A 13,208-nucleotide genomic window follows, 5' to 3' on the forward strand; every position below is an offset into this window, starting at 1 on the left:
TCTCTTTTTTATGAGGGAAAAAGGAGATTAATCTGCTGAGGCGAATTTAATAGATATTGGAAAAGTGTCGAGAAGAAAAAGGAGGCCATATGGAATCATTAAAGCCTATAAAAAGAAGCCCTATTAGGATCTATTTCGGAAAAAAATATTACCGTTCTAAGAGATACTTTGATTGGGTTTTTGGGAATAAGAAATTTTCCATGAAAAAGGAAGATCAACCGCTAAAACATCAGGTATTTGCTCACCAAACCTTACTCCTTCGCGAATTGAAGAATGTTGATATGTGGTTGCAGCATAACAAGGTGAAGAATCTCAAAATCGCTACTCAAAAGCTAAATAAAATCATTATCAGGCCTGGGGAAACCTTCTCATATTGGCGATTACTTGGCAATACAACGAAGCGAAAAGGGTATGTGGATGGAATGGTCCTCCATTATGGAAAGGTCACCACCGGAGTTGGCGGTGGACTTTGCCAATTATCCAACTTGATCTATTGGATGACATTACACACTCCATTAACTATCACGGAAAGATATCGCCATAGCTATGATGTATTTCCCGATTCCAAAAGAAGTCAACCCTTTGGCAGTGGAGCTACATGTGCTTATAATTATCTTGACTTACAAATTAAAAATGAAACGAATACCAGTTATCAATTGATTGTTTATTTGAATGACACTCATTTAGTTGGTGAATGGAGATCTGAAACCCCTGCCATCCAATCATATGAGGTATATGAACGGGAGCATGCCATCTCGATGGAGTATTGGGGAGGGTATGTCAGGCATAATCGAATTCATCGTAAAGTATTTAACTCTGATAAAATACAAATTGATGATGAGTTTGTAACAGAAAATCATGCAATAATGATGTATGAACCTTTGCTGGAACAAGAAACGGTCACGAGTGAAAGTATTTGATGATACATAGAATCTAGCAAATCGATAAGTGTATTGCATGGCTGCTAAAGGATCAGCAAAATTAATAATGTAGGAGGAATTTACATATGTACGAAGAAGGTTTTGTGGAGGTTACCGGCGGAAGAGTCTGGTATGAGATTTACAATAAGGATGCGAGTGGGACACCTGTGATTATTTTACATGGAGGACCTGGGTCTTCAACTTATTCTTTAAAAGGATTGAAAGCGCTGGGTAAGGATCGGCCTGTGGTGATGTATGACCAGCTTGGCTGCGGAAAGTCGGATCGTCCTGATGATCTATCCTTATGGAAGATTGACCGGTTCGTTGAAGAACTTGGCCAGGTACGAGAAGCATTGAAGCTTGACGAAGTACATATACTTGGACATTCTTGGGGTACGACTTTGGCGGCGGCTTATGTGCTGACAAAACCAATTGGAGTGAAAAGTGTCATTTTTTCAAGTTCATGCTTAAGTGCACCGATGTGGGAAGAGGATCAAAAGCGGAATATCGCCAAGCTGCCAGCTGAGGTGCAGGAAACCATTTTGCGCTGCGAGGAAAGCGGCGAGACTGATACTGAAGAGTTTAAAGCAGCCATTAAGGAATTTAACAAGCAATTCGTGTTCCGCGGAGAGCCGGATTTGGAATGGATTAAGGCTGGAGCTGGCATGAAGAACCCTGTTGTGTATGAAACGATGTGGGGGCCGTCCGAATTTACGGTGAAGGGAAACCTTAAGACATTTGATTGTACACCGCAGTTGGGAGAAATCGAGTGTCCGACGCTCTATACTTGCGGCCGTTTTGATGAGGCAACACCGGAATCGACTGAGTATTACGCCAAGTTAACTCCAGGAGCTGTGTTCCATGTATTTGAAAGAAGTGCCCACATGCCATATATGGAAGAGCCGGAAGAGTATTTGCAAGTGATTGGCGGTTTTCTTGAAAAGGTCGATCGCCAAGTGTGACTTTTGCTATACTCCCTCATGAACCCTTTATGCTATGTTAATAGTATTAATTAAGCTATAAAGGAGTTTTTTTCATGAGCTGTGGATGTTCTAGATTAGAAGATGGCAAAGCGATTGTTGACCATGTAAAAAGCAAAGGCAAGGAAAAGATAAAGCCGCGTGTCGCGCACCAGATCGCTTGCGAATGCGGAGAAATGTTCACGATGGAAACCGTCATCACAAACTGCCCAAGCTGCGGAATGACTTACGGCGTCACACCTTGCAGTTCCGGTGATATCAATAAGGTCAAGGCTGCTGGAATTCAATATGCATAATAAAAAAATCTCTCGAGTTGTCGAGAGGTTTTTTTGATGTATGTGAAGTTGAAGTTTTCGATTTTTGCCTGTAATATGGATGAGACTGCTGTTAATACACTTGCCAATAGTACCTAGATCACTGTTTCAATATCCTCAACAGGTTTAAAATGAGTTTTGAATACGGTGTGCTTTTTGCCAAGTCTGTTTGTAACAATATAGGTTGTATCAAACTCCCGATCCACTTCATATTGATCGCCGACGTTGAATTCCACCTCTAAACCTTCGTTATTGATGCAAATAACTTTTCGCATATTTTATTCCTCCTGGGAAAATGACTCATTATTGTATATCTTTCGTACGGAGGTTGAGCTTTATGTCTTATTTGGCGATTTATGATGAAAATTGTTCCTGTTTTTTATTAAACTGGTAAAAATCAGGTGTTTTTTCCAGTTCGCCAATAAATTTGGGGAAATCGCCAATAAAAAATTTTTTTCGCCAATAAAAATAAAAAATCGCCAATAAAATGAAATTATCGCCAATAAAATCTTCGGTCACTCAATAGCTGTCTGCCAATTTTCGGATTAGCCCAAAAAGAGTCTATTATTATGATAAAATCAATACTAGACTACTATCGGGGGACCATTTTATGAATTCAAATACATATTTTTATCAATTTTTAGAGCCGATTTCAAAAGAATTGGCATTATTGGCGAAGGAATTAGAAAACAGTATCTTTTCGAGCCCAAGAACGATGCTGACGCATTCTCGGGTGTTTATTGAAAATATTTTACAGCAGGTAACGAAAGAAGAAGCAATCGTCGAGGATCCTCGGACTGGATTAAAAGAGCGGCTGGACTTGCTCAATGATCAAGGTTATTTGATTCCTGAGATTCGCGATGCATTGCATTTGGTACGGAGAATGGGGAATCAGGCGGCACATGATGCGAGGATGTTCCGCTTTTCCGAGGCGCTTTTATCATGGGAAGCCTTGTACAGCATTGTAAAATGGTATGTTGAGGTTTACGGTCCGGTTGATGTGACCGTACCGGAATATCAGGATCCTTCTCCCCAGGCAGAAAAAACGTTTGATATGTCTGAGCTTGAGGTCAGGTTGAAAGGGTTGGAGGAGCTGTTGAAAAATCCGCCTCCACAACAAGCTGAAATTCCAGCGAGGGAAGAAGTAGCAGTGGCTGTTGCTACTCCAGTTGAAGAGGTCCAGGAAACTCCAGGGTTCACTCCGATCCGGACGATCACTTATAAAGGGAGATCGCTTCAGATTCCTTATTTCCTGAGGGATGCGTTTCTTTTGCCGCAGCGATTTGATAAATCGGAAACTTTCCTGATTCGCCTTGGTGCTGAACAGGAAGCCCGTATCATGAGCGAACTTCCTGGCAATCTTGAGGGGCTGCACAAGAATGTAAAAAGATATAATGAAAAGAATGATGAGCAATTTTTCGAGGAGCTTGGAACTTTCATTGAAGAGGAAAAAGTGCGCAGACAGCTGACATTGAAGCGTCAGGGGGAGCTATTCTTCTTTTACAAATCAAGTCATATTGTAGTGACGGAAGAACTGAAAAAGGTACCATTAACGGCAGATGAATTCACAGGAATTCCGAGTCTTTTAAGGCAGTTGATTGAAGACCAGATTTACACGGTCGGGCAGCTTCCTATGGAACTTGTGATCTTGGCGAAGTATGACAATGTTGGAGTAGGCACTGTCGAGAAATTGTTCGACCAGCTGAAGTCAAAGGTGACTAATAAGACGGACGAGGCAGATGGTGACATGACAACAGAGCGAAAGAGCTTCAAAAAGTGGGAATCTTTATATGTAAAGGTGAAGCACAATGGAGTGACGTCTGTTATTGAAGGTTCAAGTGTTCCAGCAATTTGGAAGGAAGCGCTGAAATGGATTGAGGATCATGAACTTCATTTATCCGATATGGTAAAAGCGGGGATAATTCTTGGTTCTACGGATAATGGCAAGCGCTATGCCATTGCGCTTCAACCGATTCATCCAGATAAAAGGCCATTCACACAGCTTCATACTTATCATTCTCAGATATCGGGTGAAGCCTACTATTTAGAGACAAAAATCAATCCGAAATCAGGGCTTGAGACACTTGGTAAGGTTTTGACGCGCTTGGGTGTTGAAGTGGATATTCCATTATTGAAGGATGAATAAACGTGATAAAATGCCGTGGGAAACCACGGCATTCTTTGTGTGCTTTTCCTGCGGGGTTACTTCCTCTTTTGTGCTTTCAGCTTGTTCATTTCCAATTCAGCCGCATATTCTTCTTGCGACTTCCCTTGCTTGAAGCTTTCTGACTGGATTTTCCTGAACTTGTTGTCATTTTGATTAGGCATGTGCACACCTCCTTTTGAACATAAGTATTTTGTTCAAAGTACCGATGATTATTCTAAGTCTGTGCACGAGCAACCCTGGATAAATTTCTCATAATTCAATATTATTTTGCTATTCCGGATATAATGAAAGCGCTTTACATGTGAAACTATTCACAAGTATAATAAGAGTGTAAATAAAACTTATTCATTTCCGGGAGGAATCGCAATGTTAGCTGACCTTATTTATGAATTCAAGAGCTGGTGGTTGGGAGATTTACCAAAGGTCGGAAATGAGGAATTTGAAAGAATCGAATCAAAACATACAAGAGTACATCACGATGAAGATATTTATGAAATCATAAGGGTTCATTAGAAAACATAAAAAATCGGCAGTCTGATTCCATCTGGATTGGACTGCTTTTATTTTGTAGTAATTTCATGATGGGTGGTATATGATTATACTTCATGTTATGTGGTTTTTATACAGGGGAAATGGATAAAACTAATCCAAAAACCTTAAGAATTTGGAGTTGATTTTTTGAGTAAAGCTAAAGGAAAGAGCGGAACGGGAAGAGGCACGGGCAAAAAAGGGTGGAATCGCTGGCAGGCTAGTGCGAAAAAAGCCAAGAGTGCCAAGCCATACAAGAGTAAAGGTGTTAAACACGGAAATGCTTCCAAAGAAGGTACATCTGAAAAATAATGCCTTATAATGCGTTGATCCAATTGAGGATTGACGCTTTTTTGTATTTTGAAGGATTAAATAACATGAATTTCAATAAAATAATTATATAATTTAATAAAAATTTATTGTAAATCGATAAATATCATGGTAAATTCAAAGTGACATTAAATGAATGAGGTGCTTGTTATTATGAAAAAAGGGTCAACACTTTTTTTAAAGGCTGCAGTTATTTTAATTGGCCTTCCTGTTTTGGCTTTATGCATGTTTTTGCTTCCACAGATTGCGTCTGAAGCGAATGATGCAGCCGCAAGAGGTTCGGATTTGGCATTTGCGGTTTATGCTATCCTAATGGTTTTGTACGTTTCAGCTGTCCCATTTTATTTTGCATTGTATCAATCATTCAATCTGTTATCTTACATTGACAAGAACCAGGCTTTCTCTGATTTATCGGTTATAGCTTTAAAGAAAATCAAAAATAGTGCGATCATCATCAGTGGCTTGTTTGTGGTGGCTCTCCCATTTGTCTATGTTTTAGCTGAGGTTGACGATGCACCAGGACTGATTTTAATTGGAATGGGAATGATTTTTGCACCATCAGTGGTCGCAGTTTTTGCAGCCGTCCTGCAGCGACTCCTACAAGAAGCCATCGAGATCAAAGAAGAGAACGACTTAATAGTCTGAGGTGAATGCAATGGCAATTATAATCAATATTGATGTAATGTTGGCTAAAAGGAAAATGAGTGTAACGGAACTTTCTGACCGGGTTGGAATCACGATGGCTAACCTTTCTATTTTAAAAAATGGAAAAGCAAAAGCAATCAGGCTGTCGACACTAGATGCAATTTGCAAAGCACTGGAATGCCAGCCCGGGGATATTCTTGAATATAAAGAGAATGAAGAATATTAGCTAGTTAATTAAGTTTTATTAAATGGCGTTGATCCGGGTGGATTAACGCTATTTTTAAATCTAGAACAGTTTCGAAGTGCATAGGAAGAAGTTAATAGACAGTTCGGGAGATGACGAAGCATGAAATGTCTAAGAAAGGGTGTTTGTTTAATGGTCATTTCGGCAGGCGATGATGCATGAAACATCTAAGAAAAGGTGTTTAATGGACATTTCGGCAGGTGACGAAGCATGAAATGTCTAAGAAAAGGTGTTTAATGGACATTTCGGCAGGTGATGATGCACGGAATGTCTATGAAAAAGTGTTTAATGGACATTTCGGCAGGTGATGATGCACGGAATGTCTATGAAAAAGTGTTTAATGGACATTTCGGCAGATGACGAGGCATGAAATGTCTAAGAAAAGGTGTTTAATGGAAACTTCAACAGGTGATGATGCAAAAAAAGTTTATTAAGAGTTGTTGATGTTAATTAGACTTTTCAGGTGCAAGGAAAAGGATAATTGTTCCTAAGAGTTTCACAAAGTGTCTAGGAATTTCTTTGTGCGTATAGCAGAATGGTTATCTTCATCTCTAAGAACTATACTTTTATCTTAATACCCTTTTATTGTATAGAATTGGAGAAGATAAGGGATTGGAGTGAAACAGTTGATTTCTAACTCTGAATTGCAAAATGTAGGAATATATTGACAACAATATATATAAACGCTAAACTATTTTAAAATTCCAAATAAAAAAGCATTGAAGAGAAAAGTAGTTAAGTTTAAGGATATTTCCAGAGAGCTCCTGGTTGCTGAAAAGGAGTAATATCTGCTTAACGAATAAAGCCTCAGAGCTTCTTGCCAATCTGATGATCAATCAGGGATCGCAAGACGGGTTCTTCCGATATAAAGATAGGGTATGAACGTACCCGAAGAGGTTGGTTTGGCGACGAATCAACAAACTGAGGTGGTACCGCGAAGTCAAACTCTCGTCCTCAAGATTCATTTCTTGGGGGTGAGAGTTTTTTTATTGTAGAAAATTCTAGGAACAGCGAGGGAAATAAGATGACGGAACCAATATTATTAGATATTCCATCCCAGATTGTAACAGGAAGATTATTACTTCGGGCTCCCAATCGTACGGATGACGGAAGTATCGTTAACCAGGCTATAAGAGATTCTTTTGATGAGCTAAAAGCATGGTTGCCGTTTGCGCAAAAGCTCCCTAAAGTAGTGGAAACCGAGATTAACCTGAGAAAAGCCCATATCAACTTTTTAAAAAGAGAAAGCTTTCGTTTTCTCATTTTTCATAGAGAGACGGATGATTTCATTGGGACAGTCAGCCTTCAGGGGATTGACTGGTCCATTCCTAAAGGTGAAATCGGGTACTGGATTAATACGAGGTTTAGTGGAAACGGATATATGACAGAAGCGGTAAAGGCGGTAACTGATTTCGGGCTAAACCAGCTTAAATTCAAGAGAATCGAGATAAGATGTGAATCTACTAATCTGAAAAGCAGGGCCATCCCCGAAAAACTTGGATATCAATTAGAAGGTATCTTACGAAATGAGGATTTATCAGCTGACGGCAGCAGGCTGACCGATACTTGCTACTATTCAATCATATCCTGATGTCACAGGTATATTAATTCAGGAAGGTATATTGCCCCTTATCTTCATTAAAATAGTTCGTACAAATAAGGAATTGTGCATGTTTTGCGAAGTCCCTATTGATTTGGGTAGTTTTTCTGCAATTGTGGAATCATTTTCTCTTGTTATATCGCCAAAAAGTCTGAAAATTGAAACCTTGTTCTGACACAATCGTAAAGGTTTATATATAATACGGTAAGGAGTGTTGGGAATATGGGATGGGGATTGGCCAGGAACACGGATTTTAGTGGTCATCAGATCGAAATAGCTGTCATCTTCACCTTTTTCATCGTAATCGCAATTTGGGTATATTATGATTCAGACAAATATTTTATCCGATTCAAGAGACATATATTCTGGATTTTAACAATATTCATGGGTCCAATTGCTCTTCTCATTTATCTAATGCAGCGGAAAATTCAGAAATAGTTTATAGGGTTGATAATATAAACAAATACAATCGGTCCTTTGTTACGGAACGGCTCTATTGGACAAATGGAAGCTCTCTATGAGGAAAAGTATCCGTTAGAAAGGCTCTATCGGACGAAATGAAGCTGTGATGGAGGAAAAATGTCCGATAACAGAGCTCTATTGGACAAACGGAAGGCGTGACGGAGGAAAAGTGTCCGATAGAAGGGCTCTATCGGACAAATGGAAGGCGTGACGGAGGAAAAGTGTCCGATAAAATAGCTCTATCGGACAAAACGAAGCTGTGACGGAGGAAAAGTGTCCGATAGAAGAGCTCTATCGGACAAACGGAAGGCGTGACGGAGGAAAAGTGTCCGATAGAAGAGCTCTATTGGCCAAACGGAAGGTGTGATGGAGGAAAAATGTCCGATAAAAGAGCTCTATTGGACAAAACGAAGCTATGATGGAGGAAAAATGTCCGATAGAAGGGCTCTATCGGCCGAACGGAAGGCGTGACGGAGGAAAAATGTCCGATAGAAGAGCTCTATCGGACAAATGGAAGGCGTGACGGAGGAAAAGTGTCCGATAGAAGAGCTCTATCGGACAAACGGAAGCTGCCCTAATTCGCTTAAATGCGCTTCGAGAACTGTGATAAATAGAAAACCATGCGTTGGTCCATTAAGGATCAACGCATTCTTTTATATATGATGAAAAGGGATTTCTTTTCCAAATGTAGAATAGTTCAGGGTGATAGGTTCTTTAACAATAAGGAGATGGGTATTATGTGTGGGATTAGTAAGTAAACATTTAGAAAGAGATTTAGCGTTGCCGAAACATCGTGACATTCTTTTGGAGAGTGCGTTAATGGATTTAACATCAGATTCAAATGTTTTGGCTATTTATCAGGCGGGGTCATTAGCCAGGGGTAACTTTGATGATTACTCGGACATTGATTTACATATTATTGTTGATCCAGTTCAGAAAGTAAATTTTATAAAAAATATGCGTAACAGGGCAGCTGAATGGGGGAGTGTTTTATTTTACGAGGATTTTAATCCTGCATCTCCTGTAGTTGTTACCCATTATGATTCCTTTGTAAAAATAGATAGCTGGTATCATTCCCCTGAGGAAGTAGTACCATCCATTTGGCTAAAAGGTTATAAGGTTTTATACGATCCGAACAATATTATTAGAAATGTTATTCAGGAATCATCAAATATAGTTTATAAACCTACAGCAGACGAAGTGGAGTTTTGGCGTGGAAAACTTTTGGCATTCATACACGAAACTTATCGTGCCGCTATGAGGGGAGAATTCTATTACGCTCTATCAAATTTAGATCGGGTCCGCTGGTTAATCGCTTCTGGATGGTATATGGAATTGGAAGACCATCTAGATAGTCCGTACGGTGTTTGGTCAAAAATTGAGGGGCAAAGAAGCAAATTGAATCAAGGGCAGTTGTCTCTTTTAAAAAGTTGGGAGTGTAGCCGAGATCCCGACCAAATCATAAAAACAATGGCCAGTATCGTCCCGGAAATTTACAGATTGAATAAATACCTGAGTAAACAAGTGGATATTGCGGATGATGAAGCGCATATCAGGAAAGTGATAGGTATGGTGATTTGAAAAATTCTATTCCTAGCAGGAGATTTTTTACAGAAGGAGGAACCATACTTGATTTATGTAATCAGACATGGGGAAACAGATTTGAATAAAGAACGTAAAATGCAAGGGAGAATGGGTTTGCCATTAAACGAAAATGGAATTCAACAGGCAAAAGCTTTGCGAGAAAGGCTGCAAAATATAAAATTCGACTTTGTCTTTTCTTCCCCACAGGAACGAGCAGTTCAAACAGCAGAAATTGTCACCGGCATAAATGCAGTTAAAGATGATAGACTGGATGTTTTTGACTTAGGAGAAGCTGACAGGTTACATGTTAATGAGGTTAAAATGGCTGGTCATTTACCTGATTCCTCGGTTTATAAAGGAATTGAAGACCCTGATGATTTTGTGAAGAGGGTGTTTAATTTTATGAATGAACTTGAGAATCAGCATGGAATAAAAGAGTTGAATATTCTTATTGCAGGCCACAGATGCACAACAGGTTGTATGGGGGCTTATTTTGAAGGAATACCTAGTGATAAGAATATATTAAAATTCTCATCAAATACTGGTGATTATAAGACTTATGAATTTAAATAAACTAAGTTGTTAAAGTTTCTGGTGAGTTGGTTCTTCCAGGATCGACTCCCTTATTGTAGACTCTGTTTTATACCAACCTACTAGTAATCCTAATGTTGGAAAGAGGTGACACAAATGAATACTACAGGCCGTTGGGTAGCTGCAGGTATTTTATTTTTACTTGGAGTTTTACTATTTAACAAAGGGCTGGACCTTAAGGCACTCGGAACTAATGTAGATGGTGACGGGATTGGATTGTACTTTTTGACACTTGAGATCAATGATAGAGTACAAGAGGCAAGTATTCCAGGATATTCAAAGGGATTTTTCATGTCGAGTTTTGTTGTCTTTCTTATTTCATTTTTAATAATCGGAAGGAATCTGAAATATAGAAAGAGCCCTAGTTAGTCATTTTCTGAGATGCTGAACTATACGATTATATCCCTATTTTATTGATAGAACTTTACCATAATTTTCATTTTTTGTTTGAAGGTAGACAGTAACTTTACGCTACCATTAATAGTGGGGTGAAAATATGCTATCAAATATGGGTGCACCAGCTTTTGTTTTAGTTTTTAATATTGTTTTTTTGATTGTAAGTGTATTTATTATGTATTTAGTCATTACAAAAGCAGTGAAGAACGGGATTAACCAATCAGTTGTGGGCCAATTTATCGAAAAGAATTCTAGACTCAATGGCAATAGAAGTGATTTAGATAATGACAAGTAATTTATTTTTTGCTATAGGCGGTGATCCAGAAGGATAATCGCCTTTTTTTTAGAAAAACAGAGAATGAGTATTAGAAATTGAAATTAGTATAGGGAGAAAGAAAATGAAAAAGTCTGTCTTTATTTTATTCAGCACTATCTTAGTCATATTAACTGGCTGTATTAACGATTTAGCTAGTGAGTCAGTGAAAGAAGAAAAGAAAACAGATTATTTTAATTTAGTTATTGAGAGTGATAAAAATATATATCGGCAGGACGAAGACATTCAGATTAGTTCTTACTTAGAATATTTCGGTGAAAATGACTTATTGTTAGATCCTAAGCCTACAATCACAATTGTTGTTAGAAATTATAAAGATGGAGAGATAGTCGAGAAAATTGACTTTGATCCAATTGAAGAAACAATAAAAGAAGGAGAAAAATTTTCGAAGACAATCGATAATATTAACCTTGAAATGGGGAAATACGATGCATTTGTCAAAGTTACACCATTCTCGGTTGGTTCAGATCAGTTTAATTTAAGTACAGCACCTATTATTTTAGAAGTGAGATAAAGGCTAAGGAGTTGTAAACCTAAAAAGCATTCCTTATTTAGGTTTGCGAATTTTTTTTAAACAAAAGGAGCAATTAAGTTTTAAATGTGGGTTTTTATTTTTCTATTTAAATTTATAGAGTATAGTTTTACAACTAAGGTCATTGGAGTGTGTTTTTGTGCAAAAAGGGATGATTATTGTTTTAAACGGTGTATCAAGTTCAGGGAAATCAACTTTAGCGAAGGAAATAACCAAGTTACTTCCTGACTTTTTTGCTTTCAGCGTGGATGATTATGATTTAGTCATTGAAAAGATGGAAGATAGGGAAAACGAGCGGCTAATCCCTATTGAAACCGAATATTTTTATTATAGAAATGCGGCAATGTTCTCAGATCGAGGGGTTAATTTGATACTAGACCAAATCCTCCATGACCCCACTACGTTACAAAATTTTTATGAAACGCTAAAGTCTTACCCAATCCTTCTTGTGGGGGTTCATTGTCCTCTCGAAGAGCTTAAGCGAAGAGAAGAGTTAAGAGGAGATCGCCGAATCGGACAAGCAATTTTTCAACTCAGTTTTGTACATAAGCAAGAAACTTACGATATTGAGGTTAATACGTACGCCAACTCAATGATGGAATGTGCAAAAGAAATTGTGGATTGTTTGGAAAGTGATACACCATTATTAGGATTTGAAAAATCGCTTGAGCAATTCGAGTCTTCAAGGAGTAGTATTAAGTGATCTTACAATGAGCCATAAATGAATTGTTTTACTTTTATAGAAAAAAAGGTAGAGTAATACTTAATTTAATAGGAAGACCACTATGGGAGCCATTTGATGGCTGAGACAGGAAGGATCCTGGACCCTTTAAACTTGATCTAGTTCATACTAGCGTAGGAAAGTGGAGTCTGTGCTGGCAATTGGCAATTTAAATAACATTAGAAACAGCATAAGAAAAGCATCGGTCATTAAAAACCGGTGCTTTTTAACGTGGTTCTGATAATGGATTTACTGAGTTAGCTATTTCTACTAAAATTTCTGGTTTTACTTGGTCGGAAACAGCTTTATTAATGTTTAGGACATACTGCCAACCATTCTTTTCGAATACCAATAAATTAAACTCTCTTGCGATTTTGGTGCTATAAATCGCTTTGCTTCCATCTTTGAGCTGGAAGGTTTGGTCAATATGCTCCTTCCTAATTGGTAAACCTAGCTTTACTGGCTTAACCCAAATCATATAGTGGTTTTGGGGTTTATTTATATGTCTGTATTCAATTTCAAACTCATCGTTTATGTCACCATCCAGATCACTAAGCCTTCCGAAATTGTGTGTAAATTCAATTGGAGGTATTTGCACTGGCAAAGCAATATCCCGTTTGAAATGCTCATTACTTTCTTGTAAAGCATCGTAAACCTCTTTGTAGTCAATATCAAAAAATGACTTTTGGAATTCTTCGCTTGTGTAGTTAGCTTTAGCTCCGTAGGAAATTGAGAAAGTGAAAATAATACACAAAACTGGGGTTTTTAGTATTTTGATGATTACCACATCCTTAAACTTTCTTAAAAACATACTTACATTATTATCTGCAATTTTTACCTTAGTTATAAAACCTTCTTAT

Annotated in this window: 18 protein-coding genes, 1 riboswitch and 1 other annotated feature; of the genes, 15 read left to right on the forward strand and 3 right to left on the reverse strand. The window is 38.1% G+C overall.

All coding sequences use genetic code 11. The annotated features are described in order from the left end of the window. The first annotated feature begins 89 nt into the window (after nucleotides 1-89). The 3 genes from LGO15_RS11860 (at nucleotide 90) to LGO15_RS11870 (ending at nucleotide 2,196) form a co-directional block, all read left to right on the forward strand. Entirely contained in the window at nucleotides 90-920 is an 831-nt protein-coding gene (locus tag LGO15_RS11860) for a VanW family protein (RefSeq protein WP_226087728.1), read from the forward strand. A gap of 86 nt (nucleotides 921-1,006) precedes the next feature. Further along, nucleotides 1,007-1,882, forward strand: coding sequence for a proline iminopeptidase-family hydrolase (locus LGO15_RS11865; protein ID WP_226087729.1), 876 nt, complete (start codon nucleotides 1,007-1,009; stop codon nucleotides 1,880-1,882). 74 nt (nucleotides 1,883-1,956) lie between these two features. Continuing rightward, the gene (locus tag LGO15_RS11870; protein WP_167830621.1) at nucleotides 1,957-2,196 is read left to right on the forward strand and encodes a hypothetical protein; all 240 of its coding nucleotides are present in this window, start codon (nucleotides 1,957-1,959) and stop codon (nucleotides 2,194-2,196) included. 113 nt (nucleotides 2,197-2,309) lie between these two features. Here the strand turns inward: LGO15_RS11870 and LGO15_RS11875 are convergent, their stop codons facing one another. Beyond that, complete coding sequence (locus tag LGO15_RS11875) at nucleotides 2,310-2,489, reverse strand: hypothetical protein (protein ID WP_167830622.1); 180 nt, start codon at nucleotides 2,487-2,489, stop codon at nucleotides 2,310-2,312. A 335-nt stretch (nucleotides 2,490-2,824) separates the two neighbouring features. Here LGO15_RS11875 and LGO15_RS11880 point away from each other — a divergent pair, with 335 nt between their 5' ends. Next, the gene (locus tag LGO15_RS11880) at nucleotides 2,825-4,360 is read left to right on the forward strand and encodes a DUF4145 domain-containing protein (RefSeq protein WP_226087730.1); all 1,536 of its coding nucleotides are present in this window, start codon (nucleotides 2,825-2,827) and stop codon (nucleotides 4,358-4,360) included. Nucleotides 4,361-4,416: 56 nt separating this feature from the next. Here the strand turns inward: LGO15_RS11880 and LGO15_RS24180 are convergent, their stop codons facing one another. Beyond that, nucleotides 4,417-4,542: a hypothetical protein gene (locus tag LGO15_RS24180; protein ID WP_023614463.1), complete on the reverse strand. Its 126-nt coding sequence runs from the start codon at nucleotides 4,540-4,542 to the stop codon at nucleotides 4,417-4,419. A 205-nt stretch (nucleotides 4,543-4,747) separates the two neighbouring features. On the opposite strand from LGO15_RS24180, the gene LGO15_RS11885 reads away from it, so the two are divergent. From LGO15_RS11885 to LGO15_RS11935, 11 genes are all read left to right on the forward strand, one after another. After that, nucleotides 4,748-4,894 carry a hypothetical protein gene (locus LGO15_RS11885; protein WP_167830623.1) on the forward strand — a complete coding sequence of 49 codons (147 nt, stop codon included), beginning with the start codon at nucleotides 4,748-4,750 and terminating at the stop codon, nucleotides 4,892-4,894. A gap of 165 nt (nucleotides 4,895-5,059) precedes the next feature. After that, the gene (locus LGO15_RS11890; protein ID WP_167830624.1) at nucleotides 5,060-5,221 is read left to right on the forward strand and encodes a DUF3934 family protein; all 162 of its coding nucleotides are present in this window, start codon (nucleotides 5,060-5,062) and stop codon (nucleotides 5,219-5,221) included. A gap of 171 nt (nucleotides 5,222-5,392) precedes the next feature. Continuing rightward, nucleotides 5,393-5,884: a DUF2975 domain-containing protein gene (locus LGO15_RS11895; RefSeq protein WP_226087731.1), complete on the forward strand. Its 492-nt coding sequence runs from the start codon at nucleotides 5,393-5,395 to the stop codon at nucleotides 5,882-5,884. Between the two features lie 10 nt (nucleotides 5,885-5,894). After that, complete coding sequence (locus LGO15_RS11900) at nucleotides 5,895-6,110, forward strand: helix-turn-helix domain-containing protein (RefSeq protein ID WP_226087732.1); 216 nt, start codon at nucleotides 5,895-5,897, stop codon at nucleotides 6,108-6,110. A gap of 728 nt (nucleotides 6,111-6,838) precedes the next feature. Then, nucleotides 6,839-7,087, forward strand: a binding site (T-box leader). Between the two features lie 65 nt (nucleotides 7,088-7,152). Beyond that, nucleotides 7,153-7,719 carry a GNAT family N-acetyltransferase gene (locus LGO15_RS11905; protein WP_226087733.1) on the forward strand — a complete coding sequence of 189 codons (567 nt, stop codon included), beginning with the start codon at nucleotides 7,153-7,155 and terminating at the stop codon, nucleotides 7,717-7,719. A 231-nt stretch (nucleotides 7,720-7,950) separates the two neighbouring features. Next, complete coding sequence (locus LGO15_RS11910; RefSeq protein ID WP_226087734.1) at nucleotides 7,951-8,166, forward strand: hypothetical protein; 216 nt, start codon at nucleotides 7,951-7,953, stop codon at nucleotides 8,164-8,166. A gap of 765 nt (nucleotides 8,167-8,931) precedes the next feature. Continuing rightward, nucleotides 8,932-9,771, forward strand: a complete 840-nt coding sequence (locus LGO15_RS11915; protein WP_226087735.1) for a nucleotidyltransferase domain-containing protein — start codon at nucleotides 8,932-8,934, stop codon at nucleotides 9,769-9,771. Nucleotides 9,772-9,819: 48 nt separating this feature from the next. After that, nucleotides 9,820-10,347, forward strand: coding sequence for a histidine phosphatase family protein (locus LGO15_RS11920; protein WP_167830630.1), 528 nt, complete (start codon nucleotides 9,820-9,822; stop codon nucleotides 10,345-10,347). Nucleotides 10,348-10,461: 114 nt separating this feature from the next. Continuing rightward, entirely contained in the window at nucleotides 10,462-10,734 is a 273-nt protein-coding gene (locus LGO15_RS11925) for a hypothetical protein (protein WP_226087736.1), read from the forward strand. 425 nt (nucleotides 10,735-11,159) lie between these two features. After that, nucleotides 11,160-11,609, forward strand: a complete 450-nt coding sequence (locus LGO15_RS11930; protein ID WP_226087737.1) for a hypothetical protein — start codon at nucleotides 11,160-11,162, stop codon at nucleotides 11,607-11,609. Between the two features lie 157 nt (nucleotides 11,610-11,766). After that, nucleotides 11,767-12,330 carry a chloramphenicol phosphotransferase CPT family protein gene (locus LGO15_RS11935; RefSeq protein ID WP_226087738.1) on the forward strand — a complete coding sequence of 188 codons (564 nt, stop codon included), beginning with the start codon at nucleotides 11,767-11,769 and terminating at the stop codon, nucleotides 12,328-12,330. A 72-nt stretch (nucleotides 12,331-12,402) separates the two neighbouring features. Next, a riboswitch (TPP riboswitch) is annotated at nucleotides 12,403-12,506 on the forward strand. Between the two features lie 68 nt (nucleotides 12,507-12,574). Here the strand turns inward: LGO15_RS11935 and LGO15_RS11940 are convergent. Next, nucleotides 12,575-13,135 carry a hypothetical protein gene (locus LGO15_RS11940; protein ID WP_226087739.1) on the reverse strand — a complete coding sequence of 187 codons (561 nt, stop codon included), beginning with the start codon at nucleotides 13,133-13,135 and terminating at the stop codon, nucleotides 12,575-12,577. Nucleotides 13,136-13,208: the final 73 nt, after the last annotated feature.

It is taken from the genome of Mesobacillus sp. S13 (assembly GCF_020422885.1).
GTDB classification, from domain to species: domain Bacteria; phylum Bacillota; class Bacilli; order Bacillales; family Cytobacillaceae; genus Mesobacillus; species Mesobacillus selenatarsenatis_A.

Bases quoted from the DNA above. Each gene is read 5' to 3' on its own strand.
- LGO15_RS11860 (WP_226087728.1), top strand. From the start codon at position 90: ATGGAATCATTAAAGCCTATAAAAAGAAGCCCTATTAGGATCTATTTC.
- LGO15_RS11865 (WP_226087729.1), top strand. From the start codon at position 1,007: ATGTACGAAGAAGGTTTTGTGGAGGTTACCGGCGGAAGAGTCTGGTAT.
- LGO15_RS11870 (WP_167830621.1), top strand. From the start codon at position 1,957: ATGAGCTGTGGATGTTCTAGATTAGAAGATGGCAAAGCGATTGTTGAC.
- LGO15_RS11875 (WP_167830622.1), bottom strand. From the start codon at position 2,489: ATGCGAAAAGTTATTTGCATCAATAACGAAGGTTTAGAGGTGGAATTC.
- LGO15_RS11880 (WP_226087730.1), top strand. From the start codon at position 2,825: ATGAATTCAAATACATATTTTTATCAATTTTTAGAGCCGATTTCAAAA.
- LGO15_RS24180 (WP_023614463.1), bottom strand. From the start codon at position 4,542: ATGCCTAATCAAAATGACAACAAGTTCAGGAAAATCCAGTCAGAAAGC.
- LGO15_RS11885 (WP_167830623.1), top strand. From the start codon at position 4,748: ATGTTAGCTGACCTTATTTATGAATTCAAGAGCTGGTGGTTGGGAGAT.
- LGO15_RS11895 (WP_226087731.1), top strand. From the start codon at position 5,393: ATGAAAAAAGGGTCAACACTTTTTTTAAAGGCTGCAGTTATTTTAATT.
- LGO15_RS11900 (WP_226087732.1), top strand. From the start codon at position 5,895: ATGGCAATTATAATCAATATTGATGTAATGTTGGCTAAAAGGAAAATG.
- LGO15_RS11905 (WP_226087733.1), top strand. From the start codon at position 7,153: ATGACGGAACCAATATTATTAGATATTCCATCCCAGATTGTAACAGGA.
- LGO15_RS11910 (WP_226087734.1), top strand. From the start codon at position 7,951: ATGGGATGGGGATTGGCCAGGAACACGGATTTTAGTGGTCATCAGATC.
- LGO15_RS11925 (WP_226087736.1), top strand. From the start codon at position 10,462: ATGAATACTACAGGCCGTTGGGTAGCTGCAGGTATTTTATTTTTACTT.
- LGO15_RS11930 (WP_226087737.1), top strand. From the start codon at position 11,160: ATGAAAAAGTCTGTCTTTATTTTATTCAGCACTATCTTAGTCATATTA.